The 19308-nt window shown below is 63.8% G+C and carries 16 protein-coding genes; 4 read left to right on the top strand and 12 right to left on the bottom strand.

Going from position 1 to position 19308, the window contains the following annotated elements; all coding sequences use genetic code 11:
* Window positions 1-20: 20 nt before the first annotated feature.
* Entirely contained in the window at window positions 21-1133 is a 1113-nt protein-coding gene (locus tag BLT98_RS09455; RefSeq protein WP_092607193.1) for an NADH:flavin oxidoreductase/NADH oxidase, read from the bottom strand.
* A 177-nt stretch (window positions 1134-1310) separates the two neighbouring features.
* Between BLT98_RS09455 and BLT98_RS09450 the strand changes: the two genes are divergently transcribed.
* Window positions 1311-1877 carry a glycine zipper 2TM domain-containing protein gene (locus BLT98_RS09450; protein WP_092607190.1) on the top strand — a complete coding sequence of 189 codons (567 nt, stop codon included), beginning with the start codon at window positions 1311-1313 and terminating at the stop codon, window positions 1875-1877.
* Window positions 1878-1986: 109 nt separating this feature from the next.
* Here BLT98_RS09450 and BLT98_RS09445 read toward each other — a convergent pair whose 3' ends face one another.
* The 10 genes from BLT98_RS09445 to BLT98_RS09400 form a co-directional block, all read right to left on the bottom strand.
* Complete coding sequence (locus BLT98_RS09445) at window positions 1987-2496, bottom strand: DUF1993 domain-containing protein (RefSeq protein ID WP_070254768.1); 510 nt, start codon at window positions 2494-2496, stop codon at window positions 1987-1989.
* A gap of 99 nt (window positions 2497-2595) precedes the next feature.
* Window positions 2596-3558 carry a DUF2167 domain-containing protein gene (locus BLT98_RS09440; protein WP_092608569.1) on the bottom strand — a complete coding sequence of 321 codons (963 nt, stop codon included), beginning with the start codon at window positions 3556-3558 and terminating at the stop codon, window positions 2596-2598.
* A 149-nt stretch (window positions 3559-3707) separates the two neighbouring features.
* The gene (locus BLT98_RS09435) at window positions 3708-4721 is read right to left on the bottom strand and encodes a succinylglutamate desuccinylase (protein WP_092607187.1); all 1014 of its coding nucleotides are present in this window, start codon (window positions 4719-4721) and stop codon (window positions 3708-3710) included.
* Entirely contained in the window at window positions 4721-9448 is a 4728-nt protein-coding gene (locus BLT98_RS09430; protein ID WP_092607185.1) for an NAD-glutamate dehydrogenase domain-containing protein, read from the bottom strand. The genes BLT98_RS09435 and BLT98_RS09430 overlap by 1 nt, the downstream gene beginning before the upstream one ends.
* Before the next feature lie 152 nt (window positions 9449-9600).
* Entirely contained in the window at window positions 9601-10941 is a 1341-nt protein-coding gene (gene astB, locus BLT98_RS09425) for an N-succinylarginine dihydrolase (RefSeq protein ID WP_092607183.1), read from the bottom strand.
* Window positions 10942-10961: 20 nt separating this feature from the next.
* A complete protein-coding gene (gene astD, locus BLT98_RS09420; protein WP_092607180.1) occupies window positions 10962-12458 on the bottom strand; it encodes a succinylglutamate-semialdehyde dehydrogenase in 1497 nt (498 codons plus the stop codon).
* Entirely contained in the window at window positions 12451-13503 is a 1053-nt protein-coding gene (gene astA / locus BLT98_RS09415) for an arginine N-succinyltransferase (protein ID WP_070254776.1), read from the bottom strand. Before astA ends, astD begins: the two co-directional genes overlap by 8 nt.
* A 13-nt stretch (window positions 13504-13516) precedes the next feature.
* Window positions 13517-14548, bottom strand: coding sequence for an arginine N-succinyltransferase (locus BLT98_RS09410; protein ID WP_034778925.1), 1032 nt, complete (start codon window positions 14546-14548; stop codon window positions 13517-13519).
* 94 nt (window positions 14549-14642) lie between these two features.
* The gene (gene astC / locus BLT98_RS09405) at window positions 14643-15884 is read right to left on the bottom strand and encodes an acetylornithine/succinylornithine family transaminase (protein WP_034778927.1); all 1242 of its coding nucleotides are present in this window, start codon (window positions 15882-15884) and stop codon (window positions 14643-14645) included.
* Window positions 15885-16024: 140 nt separating this feature from the next.
* Complete coding sequence (locus tag BLT98_RS09400) at window positions 16025-16969, bottom strand: GlxA family transcriptional regulator (protein WP_070281819.1); 945 nt, start codon at window positions 16967-16969, stop codon at window positions 16025-16027.
* Window positions 16970-17100: 131 nt separating this feature from the next.
* Here BLT98_RS09400 and BLT98_RS09395 point away from each other — a divergent pair, with 131 nt between their 5' ends.
* From BLT98_RS09395 to BLT98_RS09385, 3 genes are all read left to right on the top strand, one after another.
* A complete protein-coding gene (locus tag BLT98_RS09395; RefSeq protein ID WP_170846347.1) occupies window positions 17101-17535 on the top strand; it encodes a MarR family transcriptional regulator in 435 nt (144 codons plus the stop codon).
* Window positions 17536-17580: 45 nt separating this feature from the next.
* Window positions 17581-17865: a hypothetical protein gene (locus BLT98_RS09390; protein ID WP_034778933.1), complete on the top strand. Its 285-nt coding sequence runs from the start codon at window positions 17581-17583 to the stop codon at window positions 17863-17865.
* Between the two features lie 285 nt (window positions 17866-18150).
* Entirely contained in the window at window positions 18151-18999 is an 849-nt protein-coding gene (locus BLT98_RS09385) for an HDOD domain-containing protein (RefSeq protein ID WP_070254782.1), read from the top strand.
* Between the two features lie 4 nt (window positions 19000-19003).
* On the opposite strand, the gene BLT98_RS29145 is transcribed toward BLT98_RS09385, so the two are convergent.
* Window positions 19004-19171 carry a hypothetical protein gene (locus BLT98_RS29145; protein WP_162835749.1) on the bottom strand — a complete coding sequence of 56 codons (168 nt, stop codon included), beginning with the start codon at window positions 19169-19171 and terminating at the stop codon, window positions 19004-19006.
* Window positions 19172-19308: the final 137 nt, after the last annotated feature.

The following is a 19308-nucleotide window of genomic DNA, read 5'->3' as shown; positions in this document are numbered from 1 at the left end:
AGTGTAGCAGACGAGGTCTGTTAGCGCTGGCCCAGGGTCGTGTCGCCGAACAGGTGCTTGTACTCGCGCGGCTGCGAGCGCCAGTACTGCGGTGGCGCCGACACTTGCGCGCCCAGCTGGGCCGCCGCATGCCAGGGCCAGCGCGGGTCGAACAGGATGGCGCGCGCCAGCGCCACCATGTCGGACTGGCCGTTGGCGATGATGTCTTCCGCCTGCTGCGCTTCCGTGATCAAGCCCACGCTGATGGTGGGCAAGCCGCTGTCGCGCTTGATGCGTTCGGCAAACGCCACCTGGTAGCCCGGTCCCACGGGGATTTGCTGCAACGGAGAAATACCGCCACTGGAGACGTGGATGAAGTCGGCACCCAGCTGCTTGAGTTCCTGCGCGAAGCGCACGCTTTGCCCGATTTCCCAGCCGCCCTCGACCCAGTCGGTGGCGGAAAGACGCACGCCCACGGCCACCGTGGCCGGCACGGCGGCGCGGACGGCTTCATACACTTCCAGCGGGAAACGCATGCGGTTTTCCAGGCTGCCACCATACGCATCCGTGCGCTGGTTGGCCAGCGGCGAGAGGAACTGGTGCAGCAGATAACCGTGCGCCGCATGCAGTTCGATGCCCTCGATGCCCAGCGCATGCACGCGCTGGGCGGCCGCGACAAAGGCGCCCTTGATTTGCAGCAAACCCATCTCGTCCAGGGCGATCGGCACGGTTTCGCCGGGTGCGTGGGCGATGGCGGACGGCGCCACCGTTTGCCAGCCGCCCTCGGCCAGATGCACGCAGGCGCCGCCCTGCCACGGTGCGCGGCTCGACGCCTTGCGTCCCGCATGGCCCAGTTGCACCACCAGCGGAATCGGAGAGTGGCGGCGGATCGCCTGCACCACCTTGGCCAGCGCCGCCTGGTTCGCGTCCGACCACAGGCCCAGGTCTTCGGCCGAAATGCGTCCCTCGGGCGAGACGGCCGTCGCTTCCGTCATCAGCAAGCCCGCGCCGGAGAGGGCCAGGTGGCCCAGGTGGATCATGTGCCAGTCGGTGGCGTTGCCGTTGTCGGCCGAGTACTGGCACATGGGCGCGATGGCGATGCGGTTGGCCACCTGCAGCGGCCCCAGTGCATACGGCGTGAATAGCTGGCTCATGGCGGACTCCGGAAAAGGGGAAGCACCGATTCTACTGCGCTTTGGCGATCGGGGCCTTACACCTGCTTACGTTTGATACAGCGCACCGTCTAGCCTTGCGGCGAGGAGACCGTTAATGTGGACACATCAGCTGGACACATCAACAACAGCGCAACACCTTGCCCCCCAGGAGAACACATGAACACGACGACTACCGCCAGCCGCATCCACCCCTTGATGGCCGGCGCCGCCATTTCCGTGACGGTCCTGTGCCTGGTGGGCGCGGCGTCCATCGCCGGCATCCTGCCCAATTCGCGGGCGAACGTGCCTGCCGACGTGGCCGCCATGACGCCGGCCGGCGCCGCAGCCCTGGCAGCGCCCGCGACTGCTCCCGTGACTGCACCTGTAGCCGCGCCTGTCGTCGCGCAAGCGGCTCCGGCACCGGCACCAGCTCCGGCGCCTGTCGTGCGCAAGCGCGTCGTGCACCATACGCAAGTGGCGCAATCGCGTCCTGCCTACAATGACGATGGCTACCGCGAGACAGCCTACCGCGAACCCGTACGCCAGCCGCAGCCAGTGCCTGCGCCAGCACCTGCACAACCCAACTACGTGGGCATCGGCACGGGCGCCGTCATCGGCGGCTTGATCGGCAATCAGGTCGGTGGCGGCCGCGGCAAGGCGCTGGCGACGGTGGCCGGCGTAATCGGCGGCGGCATGCTGGGCAATGCTGTGCAGAACCAGGTCCAACAGCAGCCACAGCGATAAAAAACCTGCTGCGCGTCGCGCTTTGCGGCCTGCGATGCTCACTGTGCTTCAGCACAGTTGCGCTTCTCGGCCACAAATCATCGCCGCTCGCGACGGTTTTTCAGGCCTGTCAATCGTAAGGGCCAAGATAGTCAAGCTTGCCCACGGCCACGCCATTGTTCCTCAGGATGGCGTGGACCATGGAAACGTGGAAATAGAAGTTCGGCAAGGCAAAGCTGAGCAGGTAATTGTCGCCCGAGAATGTCGTTCCCTCGTCCGTCCAGTTCAGCACGACTTCCTTCTGCGCGCTGCCCGCCATCTGGCCCGCATTTACGCTGTCGATATAGGCGATGGTGTTGGCGATGCGCTCTTGCAGCTGCTCGAACGATGCCTCGTTATCCTCGAACTTCGGCGCCGGCACGCCGCTCAGGCGTTCGACCGACATCTTCGACGTATCGCTGGCGCGCTGCACCTGCGCCGTCAAGTCCAGCATGTCGGGCGCCAGCTGCGCGCCCAGTAGAATCTCGGGCACGATGCCATCTTCCTCCACATGGGCTTGCGCTTTTTCCAGCAGGGCCGAAACGACCCGCAAGCCGCGGATGAAGACGGGAATGGTTGCCTGATACATGGACACGGACATGGCGAACTCCTGATAGTGAACGATGAACCAGTGTACCCGAGGCGCTGTTATCCGGCAGCGCGCGCATGTGCGCCGACGCACGGATCAGCTCAGTTCGTTCTACTTTTCCAGATTCACCTTGCCATCCGGCGCATGGCCGGGCTGTTCCGCAGGTTCGGCCTGCGGCGCCTGCTTTTCCTTGCGCTTGCCGCCCAAAAACTTGACGATGGCCGCGCCGCCGCCCACCAGCGCCAGCAGCAACACTTTCTTGAAGGCCAGCAGCAGCGCCAGCAGCTTGCCAAACAGGCCCAGCTTGCTGGCCACGCCACCGGCCACCAGCGCCGCCAGGCCGTATTCAGCCACCTTGTCCGTCTTGCTGTCGAAATCCGTGTAGCGGTTACCGTCGGTAAATTCCGTGAACGCCGTCACTTGCTGCATCTCTTTCTTGATCGCCTCGATCTGCTGCATGCTGGCAATCGCGTTCAGGTTCAGCACGCCTTCGCGGCCCAGCACCCGCACGTTGTAGTTCAGCGAATGCTCGCCGCCATCGACCATCAAATCCTTGGCCCAGTACAGCTTGTGCGTGTCCTTGGCATAGCTGGGTTTTTCCGCCCAGCCCATCAGATGGATGCCGGGATAACCCTGCTTCTTGCGCTCCGCATTGTTTTCCAGCACGGACGCCTGCATATCCTTGAGCAATTCGTCGTACTTGATGCTGTCCGCATCGTCATCCTTGATATGCCCTTCCTTTTCATACGTCACCACCACGCCCCAGCTGTCGCGCTCGAGCACGCTGGTCTTGGCCGGCACAATCATGCCCAGCGATTCCATGCCTGGCGGATTACCCCAGGCATCGACCAGCACGCGCTCGGCGTCCGCCGGCGACAAATAACGGAAGCTGGCGGGCAAATCCAGGGTGGCGATGCCGCCTGGCAAGGTGATCTTGCCGCGCTGCAGGTGCAACTGGGCAAGGAATTGCTCGGCCGTCATTTCCGGTGCGGACGCCTTCTCTTCGGCGGGGGCGGCAGCCGTCAGGCTGGAAAGGGTCAGGCACAGCAGGGCTGTCAGCAGGCGTTTCAACATGATCGGTCCAAAAAATTGCAAAGGGTAAATATTTTAAATCAACTGATTGCCTAATGGATAATTATTTCCGTGCGGCATTTTTCCCATGAAAAAAGCGCCAGGCGGGTTTCCCCGGCTGGCGCCTGTGAGGCTAGACGATTACTGGACAATCAAGAGACGCGCACCACCATCAGCCCCGCGCGCAAGCCCACGCGCACGTCCGGGTTCGGAAACACCACCAGTTCTTCCGCATGCTGCACCGTGTACACCTGCTCGCCATCGCTGGCGATCACGGCATGCTGCGGCAGGGACGTGAAATTTTGCGTGCTGCGGTCAAAAGCCATGCGGAACTCATCGCTGTGCTTGATGATTTCCTGCGCCACCTTGAACACGTGCGGCGCTGCCTTGACCGGTTGCGCAGGCAAGCCGCGCAGCAAGCCGTCCAGCGCCCGCGACACGTCGTCGAACAGGGACAGATCGTTCTGCCCCAGGGTGCCCACGCGGCCCAGTTCCACCGTGCTGGCGGCCGCGCCGAAATGCTCGGCCGAATAATAACTGTAGGTGCCCGCCGATTGCGGGTTCATGATGATGGCGCCGATGGCCGCCTGGCCCAGCCAGGCTATCAGCTGCGCCTTGGCGTCGTCGGCCACCAGGTCGGGCACGATGGCAAACGTGGGGTACACGGAAGGCCGGATGGCCGTGTGCAAATCCAGGTGCCAGCGCACGGGACCGGCCGCTTCAAAGAACGCTGCCGTGGCGGCGATCATTTCATCGGCGCGCGCGCTTTCCGCCGCTTGCGCCAGGCTTCCCCGCACGGGGCGGAACATGCGATTCAGGTCGGCGTCGATGAAACGCTTGCCCGCCCGGATCGCATCGACATTGCCCACGCAGACAAGCAGGTCGACGGCCAGCATCGACGCATCGCGCGACAGCGCGTCGAGCAGATGCGCCAGCACTTCGATCGGCCCCGTTTCGTCGCCATGCACGCCCACCGAGACGGCCACGCTGGCGCGCCCTTCTCCCGGCTTGACGACCTGCAGCATGCCGGGCGCCGGCAAGGCCACCGTGAAACCGGCGTTGGCGAACAACTGCGCCACGCCGCTGAAATCGGCCTGCGCCAGCGCCTGCACGGCCGGCGGCAAGCCGCCAGCGCCCTGTCCAGCTTGTCGTACTTCTTGCGTCATTACACCGCCGCTTCCGCTGTGGATTCCGCCGTGATTTTATTCACGGCTTCCGACAAGGTCCACACGTCCAGCATGGCTTGCTCCAGTTCCGTCGCCGCCACATAGGCCGACAAGCCCAGCGCGCCCGTCACGGCATCGACGGCCTGGCCGGCATTGCCTTGCTCGGCGCGCGCCAGCACTTGCGTCAGCAGACGCTGTTGCGTGCGGCGCAGGGCTTGCTGCGCGTAGTTGCGCAACTGTTCCTGCGACTTGCCTTGCGCGGCCAGCTTCAGGCCACGTTCCAGGGTATCGATGCCCGCCTGGCTGCGCAGGGCCAGGCCCACTTGCAGGAAGGCGGCCAGGTCCATCGCCGCAGGACGCGGCACGGACAGGGCCGGGAACAGGAAGCCGGCGACGACTTCCAGCGCATCGATCGCATCCCACGCCTGCACGAAGGCCGGCGTCAGGCCCGGCACCAGCGCCGCTTCCGACTTGATGCCGACGGCTTTCAGCAGTTCGCGCTTCGATTCCGCGCCAAACAGGCGCGTGAGTTCGGCCAGGCCGGCGCCGCGCAATTGCTCGGCCGGCACGGACAGGACACCGGCGATCATCGTTTGCTGCAGCACGCGCGTTTGCGCGTCGACCTTGATCGACACGTCGCGTGGAATCGTCAGCGCATCGGCGTCGAGCGCGTCGAACACGGGCGCCAGGTTCAGCGCCACCCAGGCTTGGCCCCAGGCCAGGATCACGGCCGATTCGGCCACGCCATGCTCCGCCGCCAGGTTGCGGATCATCAGCGGGCCGCAGCGGTTGATCACTTCATTGGCCAGCACGGTTGCCAGGATGGCGTTGGCCAGCGGGTGGTCGAGCGCCGAACGGGTTTCCACCAGCAAGGATGGGAAGTAAGGCTTGAGCACCGGCTCGGCCCACGTTTCATCCGTCAACGGCAGCGCGGACAGGATGCGCTTGAAGCGGTTCTTCACGTTGGCGATCACCACCGCCAGTTCCGGCGTGGTCAAGCCACGGTTATCGAGCTTGCGGCGTGCCAGTTCGGCCACCGATGGCAGCTGCTCCAGCTCGCGCGACAGGGCGCCCTCTTCTTCCAGGCTGGCGATCAGGGCGGCATAGCCATCCTGCACGGCGCTTTCGCTTTGCGCCTGCAACTCGCGTACCAGCAAATGCGTCTGCTGCGTGTTGTCGCGCAAGACCAGGCGTTCGACGTCGTCCGTCATCGCATACAGCTCGCGATTGCGTTCCTCTTCCGTCAGCTTGCCCGCATTGACTTCCACATCCAGCCAGATTTTCACGTTCACTTCATGGTCCGAGCAATCCACGCCGGCCGAGTTGTCGATCGCATCGGTAAAGATGCGTCCGCCCGCCAGCGCGAATTCGATGCGGCCGGCCTGCGTCGCACCCAAATTCCCCCCTTCCGCCACGACCTTCACGCGCAGCTCATTGCCGCTGACGCGGATATGGTCATTCGCGCGGTCCTTCACCTGTGCGTGCGTCTCCGTGGAAGCCTTGATGTAGGTGCCGATGCCGCCGTTGTAGAACAGGTCCACGGGCGACTTCAGGATGCGGTGCATCAGTTCTTCCGGCGCCAGCGAGGTCTCTTGAATATCGAGCGCGGCGCGGATCTGCGGCGACAGCTCGATGGTGCGGCTTGAACGCGGATACACGCCGCCGCCTGCCGAGATCAAGTCCTTGTTGTAGTCGTCCCACGAGGAGCGCGGCAAGGCGAACAGGCGCGCGCGTTCTTCGAACGAGACGGCGACGTCCGGTGTCGGGTCGAGGAAGATGTGGCGGTGGTCGAATGCGGCCACCAGTTTCAGCTGGCGCGACAGCAGTACGCCGTTGCCGAACACGTCGCCCGACATGTCGCCCACGCCGACCATGGTGATCGGGGTGGTATTGAGGTCGTGGTCCATTTCATAGAAGTGGCGCTTCACGGCTTCGAATGCGCCCTTGGCGGTGATGCCCAGCTTCTTGTGGTCGTAGCCGTTCGAGCCGCCCGAGGCGAACGCGTCGCCGAGCCAGAAGCCGCGCTGCACGGCGATGCCGTTGGCGATGTCCGAGAACGTGGCCGTGCCCTTGTCGGCAGCGACCACCAGGTATGGATCGGCTTCATCGAAGCACACGGTATCGACTGGCGGGACGATATTGCCCAGCGAGCGATTGTCCGTCACTTCCAGCAGGCTGGAAATGAACAGGCGGTACACGGCTTCGCCTTCGGCCGCGATGGTTTCGCGCACGGCGTCCTTCGGCATCATCTTGCAGACAAAACCACCCTTCGCGCCGGCCGGCACGATGACGGCGTTTTTGACCATCTGGGCCTTGACGAGGCCCAGCACTTCGGTGCGGTAGTCTTCCATGCGGTCGGACCAGCGCAAGCCGCCACGGGCGACAGGGCCGCCGCGCAGGTGTACGCCTTCAAAGCGGCGCGAGAAGACGAAAATCTCGCGGTAAGGACGCGGTTCCGGCACCAGCGCCAGGCTGCTGGTGTCGAACTTGAAGATGATCTTGTCGCCGGCTTGATTGTTCTGGAAGTAGCTGGTGCGCAGGGTGGCGGCCATCAGGTCGGCCAGCGCGCCGAGGATTTCCTCGGTATCGGCGTGGTTCACGGAGGGCAGGCCGGCCTTGATGGCGGCGATGCTTTCCAGGGCGGCCGCGTGCTGCGCGTCGGACAGCGCTGGATCGAAGCGCTGCAGGAAGGCTTCTACCAGGGCTTTGACCTGGGCCGGCTGCTTGCGCAGGCTTTCGGCAATGTAGCGCACCGAGAAGCGGCTGCCCGTCTGGCGCCAGTAACTGGTGTAGGCGCGCACCAGTTGCACTTCGCGCGTCGACAAGCCGCCTTCGATAACGAGGCCATTCAGGCGGCCATCTTCAGCCGTGTCGTTGAACAGGGCGGCAAACAGTTCCTGCGCCACGGCGACGACGGATGGCTGCGCCAGTTTCGCCGCGCTGGCGGCATCGACCGTCAGGCTGGTGACGAAATAGCGCGTGCCGTCGGACAGCGAAACTGAATACGCCTGTTCGCGGTCGATCGCCACGCCCGCATTGTGCAGGGCCGGCAAGATGGTCGACAGCGGCGGCACCTTGTTGGCCGAGTACAAACGGATCGTCGTAACGGCGCCCGTTTCGATGCGCACGGCCACGTGCGCCGGATCGGTGTTGCGCAGGATGGTGTCGAGGTCGCGGAAAGCGACGGCCGGCGCGGTGGCGGCCACGTAATCGAGCGGCAAGGTAGCGCAGAGTTTACGCAGGCTGGTGCGCAGGGCCACGTCGGGCACGGCGTCGGCCACGGCCGCAAAGCCGTTATGCCAGCCATCGAGCACGCTCAGGAGCGGCTGTTCGATGTCCGTTTCCAGGTCCAGCGGGTAGCGCGCGGCGTGCGCGATCAGGTAGACGCGCGCCAGCGGGCCGTCGGCCACCAGGGTCTGCGTGCTCACATGCGTGGCGCCGGAACTGGCTTGCAGGGCCTTTGCCAGGCTCGATGCCACGCTGGCGCTGTAGCGCTCGCGCGGCAGGTAGACCAGCACGTTCAGGTGGCGCGCGTACACGTCGCGGCGCGCGAAGACCTTGGTGCGCGGCTGCTTGTACAGCGAGACGACGGCGCCGCACACTTGCGCCAGCCAGTCGAGGTCCGCTTCCAGCGCTTCCGTGCGCGGCAGCGATTCGAGGATTTCGCGGAATTTCTCGGCACGGAAGCCTTGCTGGCGCACGCCTGCCAGGCTCAGTACCTTGGCCACGCGGCCGCGCGCAAACGGCAGTGCCGCCAGCGGGGTGGAATTGCCGGCGCGGGTGAACAGGCCGACGAAGCAATGCTCGCCCAGGATCGCGCCTTGCGCATCCATGTCGCGCACGCCGATGAAGTCCAGCTGCTGGTCGCGGTGCAAAGTGCCTGCCACGTCAGCCTTGACGATGGACAGCGCCGAGTCGCGCTTGGCCAGGGTATCGAAGTCGCCCGGGATATTCGCCAGGCAGGTGCCGTAGACGGGGTGCGCCGTATCCTGCAGCACGCCGACACGGCTCGGGATGTCGCGTTCGAGTTCGCGCACACCCGGCTTGACGCGGTAGTAGGCGTAGCCGAACACTTCAAAGCCGCCGCTGCGTGCCCATTCCAGGAAGGCGGCCACTTCCGCGCCTTCCTCGCCATGCTGGGCGGCAGTCGTGGCGACAGCGGCCAGGCGCTCGCTCATGGCGGCGCTATCGCGGCGCACCACCGCGGCGTCACGCGCGACCGCCTCCAGGGCGGCGACCAGCGCAGCCAGGGCTTCCGGCGCCAGCTCTTCGTCGAGCAGCACCAGCACATACGATTCGAGCGGGTCGCCCGGCTGGCGCACCGCTTCGACGCTGCCGTCAGCGGCGCGGCGCACGGGCAGCACGGTGTTCATCACGCCGCGCACTGCCAGGTGCTGGCGGCGCATGGCCATGACGATGGAGTCGACCAGGTAAGGCATGTCTTCGTTCAGGATCAGCAAGGCGCTCGCCATGCCGCCACGGCCATCCGCATAACGCAGGGTGGCGATCTGGCAACCGCTGCCGGTGCGCTTGGCCGCTTGCGTGAAGCCGTCAACCAGCACCGGTGCCAGGCTGTCGGGCGCGATATCGGCCAGGTCTTCGGCGTCGAGCGAGTCGAGCCATGCCTGCACCAGCTGCACGACAGGCGCTGCCGCCTTGCCTGCATTGCCAGCCGCGTTAATCAACTCCAGCGTTTGTGTACGCAAATCTTGTGGCGTGTGATTCATCTTGCATCTCCATTACGGTAATGTGAATGTCCAACGCTGTCGTTCGGGCTTGTGGCTGGGCGGCAGCGGTGTCAAGAGACGGGGGTCGCCCGTCCAATTCTGTCTGTGCTACGGATAGTCTGTCTCGGATTTTCTGTGTGTTTTTCTATCGCCTACAAGTCGTACAATCCAGGTAAGTTGAGGATGATCGTCAATTCTTCAAGCGCCGCATGCACTTCCAGCGCCAGTTGCGGATCGGCCAGGTCGCCCGGTTCCAGATGGTCGCGGTAGTGTTTTTCCACCCACTGCACCAGCCGATGGTACAGCGTTTCCGTCATGATCACGCCCTGGTGCATGGCGCGCGCCTCGGTTTCCGTCAGGGCCACGCGCAAACGCAGGCAGGCGGGCCCGCCGCCGTTGCGCATGCTCTGGCGCAGGTCGAAATGTATCAGTTCATCGATGGGTCCACCGCTGGCCACCAGGCCTTCCAGGTAGCGCGACACGGCGCGGTTTTCCTGGCATTCCTGCGGTATCACCAGCGCCATCTTGCCGCCCTCTTTCGTCAGCAGCTGGCTGTTGAACAGATAGCTGGTCACCGCATCCTGGATCGGCACCTGGCCCGTGTCCACGCGCAGCGCATCCAGTTGCGCGCCCGTGGCGGCGACGGCGCGGCGCAGCTGCGACAGGCTTGCCTCTTCATCGGCAAACGCCTGCTCGTGATAGAACAGCACATTGCCATTGCCGACGGCGATGACGTCGTTATGGAACACGCCCTGGTCGATCACGTCCGGGTTCTGCTGCACGTACACGACGCGTTTCGCATCGAGGCCATGCAGGCGCGCCACGGCTTGCGACGCTTCCAGGGTCTGGCGCGCCGGGTAGCGCTTCGGCGATGGCGCGGAAGGATCGAACTCCACCCGACCATACACGAACAATTCAACGGATGGCGCGCCGTGGCTTGCGCCCAAACGCGTGTGGTTGGCCGCGCCCTCGTCGCCAAAGGCCGGCGTCGACGGCAGCGCATCGTGCACGGCGAAGTGCTTGTCGTCGCTGAAAATGGCGCGCAGGCTGCGCGCCGACTGCGCGTGCTCGAAGGCGCGGTGCAGCTTGTTATTCAGGTTGGCGGCCGTGAAATGCACGCGGCCATCCTGCGTGTCCACCGACGGGCTGACCGTGGCGGCGTTCGCCGTCCACATGGGCGAGGCGGAATACGCGCAGGCCAGGATGACGGGCGACTCCTTGTACGCGCGCGCCAGCACTTCGGCGTCCGTGCCCGTGAAACCGATAGCGCGCAGCAGGCGGAAATTCGGCCGGTCCTGCGGCGGCAGCAAGGCTTGCGCAAAGCCGCGCGCGGCCAGGGCGCGCATCTTGGCCAGGCCCTGCAAGGCGGCCTGCTTCGGATTCGAAGCGCTTTTCACATTGCTGAACGAGGCCACGTTGCCGAACGAAAGTCCGGCATAGTTATGCGATGGCCCGACCAGGCCGTCAAAATTGTATTCGCGCGTGCTGTGCATGGAAGGCATGTCCTTAAAATTTAAAAACTCAGGCCGGGCGACAGCTTGGCCGGCATTTCCAGCGCGCTGTTCTCGATCGAAGCGACCGGGTAGGCGCAGTAATCGGCCGCGTAATAGGCGCTCGGACGGTGGTTGCCCGACTTGCCGATGCCGCCGAACGGCGCCGTGCTGGCCGCGCCCGTGGTCGGACGGTTCCAGTTGATGATGCCGGCGCGCGCGCGCGTCTGGAACGTTTGCCACAGGGCCGGATCGTCCGACAGGAGCGCCGCGGCCAGACCAAATTCGGTGGCGTTGGCAACCTTCAGGGCCGCATCGAAATCGGCCACGCGGATCACCTGCAGCAGAGGGCCGAACCATTCTTCGTCGGGGATGCCGGTAGCAGCGGTAACGTCGACGATACCTGCCGTCACAAAACCCGCCTGCGGGTTGAGCTGGCGCATCTGCAGCAAGGTGGCGCCGCCCTTGGCGACCATGTCCGCCTGCGCCTGCACCAGGCGCGCGGCCACGGCACTCGATACCACGGGCCCCATGAACGGCTGCGGCTGCGCGTCGGAGGCGCCGATGCCCAGTTTCGCGGCTACTTCCACCAGGCGCGCGACGAAGGCAGACCCCGCAGCATTGTCCTGCACCACCAGGCGGCGCGCGCACGTGCAGCGCTGGCCGGCCGAGACAAAGGCGGAGAAGATCGCGTGGTGCACGGCCGCGTCGACATCCTTGACGTCCCATACGACCAGGGCATTGTTGCCGCCCATTTCCAGCGCCAGCATCTTGCCCGGCTGGCCGCCGAACTGGCGGTGCAGGCTGATGCCCGTCTGGCAGGAACCCGTAAACAGCACGCCGTCGAGGTGTGGATTGGCGCCCAGCGCCACGCCCGTGTCGCGCCCGCCGTTGACGAGGTTGACCACGCCATTTGGCAAGCCGGCCTGCTGCCACAGCTGCACGGTTTTGATGGCCGTGCGCGGCGCATACTCGCTGGGCTTGAAGACGATGGTGTTACCAGCGATCAGGGCCGGCACGATATGGCCATTCGGCAGGTGGCCAGGGAAATTGTACGGGCCGAAGACGCCAAACACGCCATGCGGACGGTGGCGCAGCACGGCGTCGCCATCGGCGATCTTGCTTTGCGTGATGCCCGTGCGCGCGTTGTACGACTGCACCGAGATATCGATCTTGTTGGCCATGGTGGCCACTTCCGTGCGCGACTCCCACAACGGCTTGCCCACTTCTTCCGAGATCAGCAGCGCCAGCGCTTCCGCATGTTCCTTCAGCAGTTCGCGAAAACGCACGCAGATGGCGATGCGTTCGTCGACGGGTGTGTCGGCCCACGCGTCAAAGGCGGCGCGGGCGGCCTGGCAAGCCTGTTCGACTTCCCGCTCCGTCGCTTCCAGGCTGGCCCAGGTCTGCTTGCCGTTCGACGGATCGATGGTGAGCAGTTCGCGGCCAGTGCCTGGCAGCCAGGCGCCGTTGATGAAATTCGATGCTGCGGTGGATGAATTAAGGTTCGACGATTTAGACATGGGGATGCTTCCTCGGGTTGAGTGACAAGGTGCGCACGGTGTCGCCGTGATGGCAGCGCAGCAGATGCAGTTCATCGTCGTCGAGCGCGATCTTGCCGCTGTGCGGATTGGCGCTGGTGACGATCATGCGGAAATCTTTCAGGTCGGTGTTCGACACCAGGTAAGGCTCGGCCTGGGCAACGTCGCCGCACACTTCAGGCGCAGCCTCGGCGTCGAGCACGGCCGGCATGCTGTCGCGCATGGCGCGCAGTTCGGACACGCGCGCCTGCAGCACGGGACCGGCGTCGAAAATGTCGACATAGCCTTCGAAGTGCAAGCCTTCCTGTTCCAGCAGGCGGCGCGCGGGCGCCGTGCTCAGATGCACCTTGCCGATGACTTCCTGCGCCTCGTCTGGCAGGTAGGCCACGTACATGGGCTGGCGCGGCATCAGTTCGGCGATGAACGATTTTTTACCGAGGCTCGTCAAGTCGTCGACGTGGTGGAAATCCATCTTGAAGAAGTGGCGGCCCAGGCCTTCGTAGAACGGCGAACTGCCGTCCGGCGCCTGGTAGCCGCGCATTTCCGCGATCAGCTTTTCCGTGAACAGCTGCGGGAACTGGGCGATGAACAGGAAACGGCTTTTCGACAGCAGCTTGCCATTGTTGCCGCTGCGGTAGTCGGGGTGCAAAAACAGCGAGCACAGTTCCGTGCTGCCCGTCAGGTCGTTCGACAGGTACAGCGTCTCCATGCGCGTAAATACATCGAGCTCGCGGCTGGAATGGACCAGCGTGCCGATGCGGTAGTTATAGAATGGCTCTTCCAGGCCCACGGCGCCCTTGATGGCGCAGACGCCGGCCAGGCGGCCCGTATCCGTATCCTCCATGACGAACATGTAGTCGCGCTTTTCGGGCGGAATGGTTTCGGCGAACGAGGCGCAGGCGATGGCCAGACGGTCGCCCAGCATTTTCATGTCCGGCTTGAGCGTGGTCATGCCGGTGCCGACCTGGCTGGCCAGGCCATACAGGGCATCGAGGTCATTGGCGTTGATGGCGCGTACTACTAGCATAAAATTAACTCCCTTAGATACGCACGCAAATGACGCTGTCGCCTTCGGCCACGGCCAGCGCCTCGAGCAGATCGGCCGGCAAGCCGACGCTGTCCTGCGCTTCGAGCGCATCGCAGGCAAAGGTGACGGCGCGGAAATTGCGCTCGGCGCCGGAAGCGACCGCATAATTGACTTTCAGGCCCGTGCGGCTGGGCGTGACGCCAGCGACGACGCGGCGCGTGAGCGAGCCCGTAAACGAACGCAGCGCATGCTTGTGCGCCTGCAGGATCGGGCCGCCATCGAAGATGTCGATGTAATCGTCGGCTTCAAAACCTTCTTCCGTCAGCAAATTGAAAGCCAGTTCGCCGCTCGGGTGGATCTGGCCCATGGCCGCCTGCGCATCGCCGGGCAGCAACGGCACGTAGACAGGGTAGTGCGGCATCAGTTCGACGATCAGGGTGCGGTTGCGCGCACCGCCGATGACTTTCTCGGCATCGAGGAAATCCATCTGGAAGAACTTGCGGCCCAGCGCATCCCAGAACGGCGACTGGCCGTTGGCGTCCGTGATGCCGGCCAGCGGCACGAAGAAGCGATCGCCGAAGCGGTGCGGCGCCAGCACGGCGAACAGCAGCCGCGCGCGCGACAGCAGGGCCGCTTCCAGGCCCGCCTGCTCCATGTTGCGCACATAGAAGCCGGACAGCTGCGAGTACGCCGTCAACTCGGAACACAGGGTCAGCGCATGCACGCTGTGACTGATGTTCAGGTCGCGCGAGACTTGCTGGATGACGTCGTTGCGGAAGGAAAAATAGGTGCCGTTCGAGCCGGCCGAGGCAAAGATGGCGGCCGTGCCGGCGATGCTCTTGTCGAGCAGGGATTCAAGCACGAAGAGATACGACTCTTCGCTGGGGATGTCGACATGGGCGGCAAACGAGGCGATGGAGCGCTCGACGGAGGCGGCGATTTTTTCGCGCGTCTTCGGCAGGGTATGGACACCCGGCATGGTTACCGCGGCCAGCGCTTCGAGGGCTGCAATATCCGCAATTTCTACCGGACGGACAACATACATGGGTACTCCTTCAATGCTGACGATGCTGGGGTAGAACCAAGCCGGCCCGCAGCAAAGCGGCGGGCCGGTGATCAAACAGGGAGCGAGGCTAGCCTCAGGCTTTCAGCATGCCGTCGATGGCCACGCGCAGCAGACGGCCCGCTTCGGCAATCTGCTCGTCCGAGACGATCAGGGCCGGCGCCAGGCGCACCACGTCCATGCCGGCGATCAGCACCATCAAGCCTTGCGCTTCGGCCGCTTTCTGGATGTCTTTCGCGCGGCCCTTGTAGGCATCGGTGACTACCAGGCCCAGCAGCAAACCGCTGCCGCGCACGGCGGAGAACACTTGCGGATAATCCGTGATCAAGCCTTGCAGCATGGCGATGGTGTTGACGCTGGCTTCTTTCACACGCGCCAGGAACGCCGGCGTGTTGATCGTTTCCAGCACGGTCAAGGCCACGGTGGCGGCCAGCGGGTTGCCGCCGTAGGTGGTGCCGTGGGTGCCGACGGCCAGGGTCTGCGCCAGTTCATTCGTGGTCAGCATCGCGCCGATCGGATAGCCGTTGCCCAGCGCCTTGGCGGCCGTCAGGATGTCCGGCGTGACGCCGTAGCCCATGTAGGCGAACAACGCGCCAGTGCGACCCATGCCGCACTGGACTTCGTCGAAAATCAACAGGGCGCCCGTCTTGTCGCACAGGGCGCGCAATTCCTTGAGGAATTCCGGATTGCCCGGCACGACGCCGCCTTCGCCTTGTACCGGCTCGACGATCACGGCGCACACGTCATCGCCGATGGCGGCGCGCGCCGCTTCGATGTCGTTGTAGGCGATATGGTCGATCGACGGCGGCAGCGGCTCGAAGCCTTCCGTGTACTTGGCCTGGCCGCCGACGGAGACCGTAAACAGGGTACGGCCGTGGAAGGAGCTGAAGCACGAGATGATGCGCGACTTGTGCGCGCCAAACTTGGTGTGGGCGTACTTGCGCGCCAGTTTCAGGGCCGCTTCGTTGGCTTCCGCGCCCGAGTTGCAGAAGAAGGCGCGGTCGGCGAAGGTCGCTTCCGTCAGGGCCAGCGCCAGGCGCAGGACAGGCTCGTTGGTATAGCCGTTGCCCAAATGCCACAAATTATTGATTTGCTTGGTCAGCACGTCGACCAGGGCCGGATGGCAGTGGCCCAGGCTGTTGACGGCGATGCCGGAGGTGAAATCGAGGTAATGCTTGCCTGACTGGTCCCACAGGTCCAGTCCGGAACCGCGCACGGGTACCATGGCAGCGGGAGCGTAGGTAGGAACGAGGACCTGGTCAAAGGTTTCCCGGGTGACTGGACGAGCCGTTACGGTCGAATCAAGCTTGGCATTCATAGCATTTCCCCATCAATATGTTAGGTACTCCGCAGCTACGACAGCTACGTGTGTACTGCATTATAAAAAGCGGGATGCTAAAACTCTTTTGAATCTGCGACAAGGATTTTCACAATTCATCACCGACGGGCTTGCCTGAATCAAGCCGGGGGCATGAGCTTTCTTTGCCGCTCTTCGCGCGGCGTATTGCCAAACAGGGTGCCAAAGGCCGTGGAAAAGTGCGAGCCGGAAGAAAAGCCGCACATCAGGCCTACTTGCACGATGGAATAATGTGTATCGAGCAATAGTTGCCGTGAGCGCTGCAGGCGCAGCTCCAGGTAGTAACGCGACGGCAGGCTGCCCAGGTATTGCTTGAACAGCCGCTCGAGCTGGCGCCGTGACAGGCCCACCAGGCTGGCAATGTCGTCGGTCGACAGCGGTTCCTCGATATTGGCCTCCATCAAGGTCACCGCTTCGGACAATTTCGGCTGCAGCACGCCGAAGCGCGCCTGCAGGGCCACGCGCTGGCGCTCTTCCTTGCCGCGCACCTTGTCCACGCACAACGCTTCCTTGACGAGCGCCTGCACGTCGGCGCCAAAGATGGTTTCGATCAGGGTCAGCGAAAAGTCGATGCTGGCAGCGCCGCCGCAACACGTGATGTGCGGGCCGTCGATGTCGAACAGGTGCGGCGTCAGGATGGCCCGTTCCGCCTTGGCTTCCGCATCCGCGTACAGGGCCCACGGCAAGGCGATGCGCACGCCATCCATGACGCCCGCGTCGGCCAGCCACAGCACGGCCGCGCCCACGCCGCCCCAGAATGGCGCCGAGCGGCAGCGCTCGATCACGGCCCGGCACAGCTCGGCGCGCAGCGGCGCTTCCGTTTCATCTGCCACCAGCAGCGCGATATGCCAGTTGCCGCCCTGCGCAGCCACCTGCTCCGGCGTGCGCACCTCCAGTTGCAGGGCGTCCGGCCCCAGCGCCCGCGCGCACAGGCGCAGCGGCTGCACCAGGCCGGCCCAGGTGATCGACTCGGCATCGCCGGCATGGACCAACAGCAAACGCAGCGGTTTGTCGAGGCCGATACGGGAAAGATTAGCGAAGGACATCGGCGAGGCGGGCCAGGGGCAAGGGCTGAGTTGCCCACATGATACCGGACTTCCGCCCCCTCCAGCCCCTCATGCAAGGACGCATCCTGACGCGGCGGAAAAAAGCGGGGCGGAAGGATATAATCACTGCCATGGGTGAACGATATTTAAAAAGTATCCGGCTGCTGGCCGAATGCATGCAAGGCTTCGAGCGGTTTTCTAGCGACTTCGTGCGCCAGTACGGCTTGACGCATGCGCAATTCGACATCATTGCCACGCTCGGCAACACCTGCGGCATGTCCTACAAGGAACTAGGCCAGAAAACCCTGATTACCAAGGGCACCTTGACGGGCGTGGTGGACCGGCTGGAACAGAAGGGGCTGGTGATACGCGAACGTTGTCCACGCGACAAGCGTTCCTATTATGTGCGCCTGAGCTGCGAGGGTGAACAGGTGTTCCAGGACGTGTTCCCCAAGCTGACAAGGCAGGGCCAGCGCCTGTTCGACGGCTATACCGAAGACGATTTCATGCGGCTGGAAACCACCCTGGCGGGCTTGAAACACGCCATCGCCAACGGCCACGGCTGACCATTCACCAAGCACAGACATTCAAACAAGACAAAGGAAACCAAGTTGAAAACCTCACTGCTCGAAGGCAAAAAACCCGCTCATTTCGATAAACACATCATCGGCAACCTGCTGCTCAACGCCAGCACGCCGGAACTGGTGCGCCAGGAAAAACTGATCATCGGCGTGCGCAACGAAGACGGCGAAATCTACCGCCTGATCGGCGCCACCAAGCACAACAGCTTCATGAACGCCGTCGAGGAATTGTTCGACCTGGGCTTGACGGATGAGCTGGAAGACAGCGATGAACTCGTTGAAGGCTGCGACGCCATCTTCAGCGAATCTCTCTAACAACGCGTAACAAAACCTGCTGCGCGGTGCGCTTTGCGGCCGGCGATGCTCACCGGCTCGGCGCCCCCGTACTAAAGTACGGTTGCGCTTCTCGGCCACAAATCCCATCCGCTCGCGATGGTTTTGTTAAGCGTTCGGAATTTCGTCGTTCAAAATGGGCACGCCTCGACTGTACGCGTGCCCATTTTGCGTTTACGGGGCTTTGCTTGCCTTTTGCTCGGCTGTTTGCGAAAAGATCACGGTTAAAAAGTTCCGCACGGAAATATTGCGAGTATAATTTTTTCAATGAACAGACTCGACGCCTTTAAAAGCATCGCCGCACAAGCCGCTCGTGGCGAGCTGACCTTTCCTGCCAATGTGGACGCTTCGCTCAAGCTGCAAGAGGCGCTGGCCGATCCCGACTGCCATATCGAGGCCGCCGCCAAGCTGGTGCAGGCCGACCCGCTGCTGGCCGCGCGCACGGTGGCCATCGCCAATTCCGTGGCGTTCAACCGTTCCGGCAATGAAATCACCAGCGTGCGCAACGCCGTGCAGCGGCTCGGCGTGCGCACCCTGCAGTCGGTGGTGGCATCGCTGATCGTGCGCCAGCTGGGCAGCACCATCACCGATCCCGTGCTGCAAGCGAAGGCCAACCAGCTGTGGGAACATACGGCCCACGTGGCGGCCCTGTCGCAAGTGCTGGCCCGCCGCGTCACCAGGGTGGACCCTGATACGGCCCTGTTTGCCGGCATCATGCATGAAGTGGGCGGGTTTTATCTGCTGTCGCGCGCGGCCGAATTCCCCGGCATCCTCGACGGCGAACCGGAAGACTGGGTCGAACATGGCGAACAGGCCATCGGCCATGGCGTCCTGACCAAACTGAAGGTGCCGGAAGCGGTGATGGGGGCCATCGATGCGCTGTGGGAAGGTCTGCGCGCCATCCCGCCCGAATCGCTGGGCGACACCCTGCTGCTGGCGAATGACCTGGCGCCCGTCTCTTCGCCCCTCAACGAAAGCCCGGCCGCCATCGCCGTGCGCGCCGCCCGGGCCGCCGGCAGCATCGATTGCGTGATCGGCGACGATGCGACCTTGTCGAGCATCATGGAAGAATCGGACGATGAAGTGCAGTCGCTGCTGAAGGTGCTGGTGCACTAAGTAACTAGCCTGCAGGCTTCTTCTTGCTCGCTGGCGGAGGTGCCGCCGGCTTGGGCGTATCGACGATCAGCACATGCTTGTCCATGGCCGGCGTTCCCTGCTTTTGCTGGGCGACTTGCGTGGCAACCGCCTTGGTACTCAACAGGGGTTGCGGATGGCGTGGCATGAACATGACTTACCTGCTGGCAGTGGGATAGGCTCCATATGTGCAGCAAGTATCAAATTATCAAGCCACCTTCAAACGCCGGATAAAAAAAACCCGCTCGAAAGCGGGTAAAGTCCAAAGCTAGGGATGTCCTGAAAGAGACA

It is taken from the genome of Janthinobacterium sp. YR213 (assembly GCF_900099875.1).
Lineage (GTDB): Bacteria > Pseudomonadota > Gammaproteobacteria > Burkholderiales > Burkholderiaceae_D > Janthinobacterium > Janthinobacterium lividum.
Note: the sequence above shows the minus strand (reverse complement) of the source record. Positions and strands in the feature narration are given on the sequence as shown.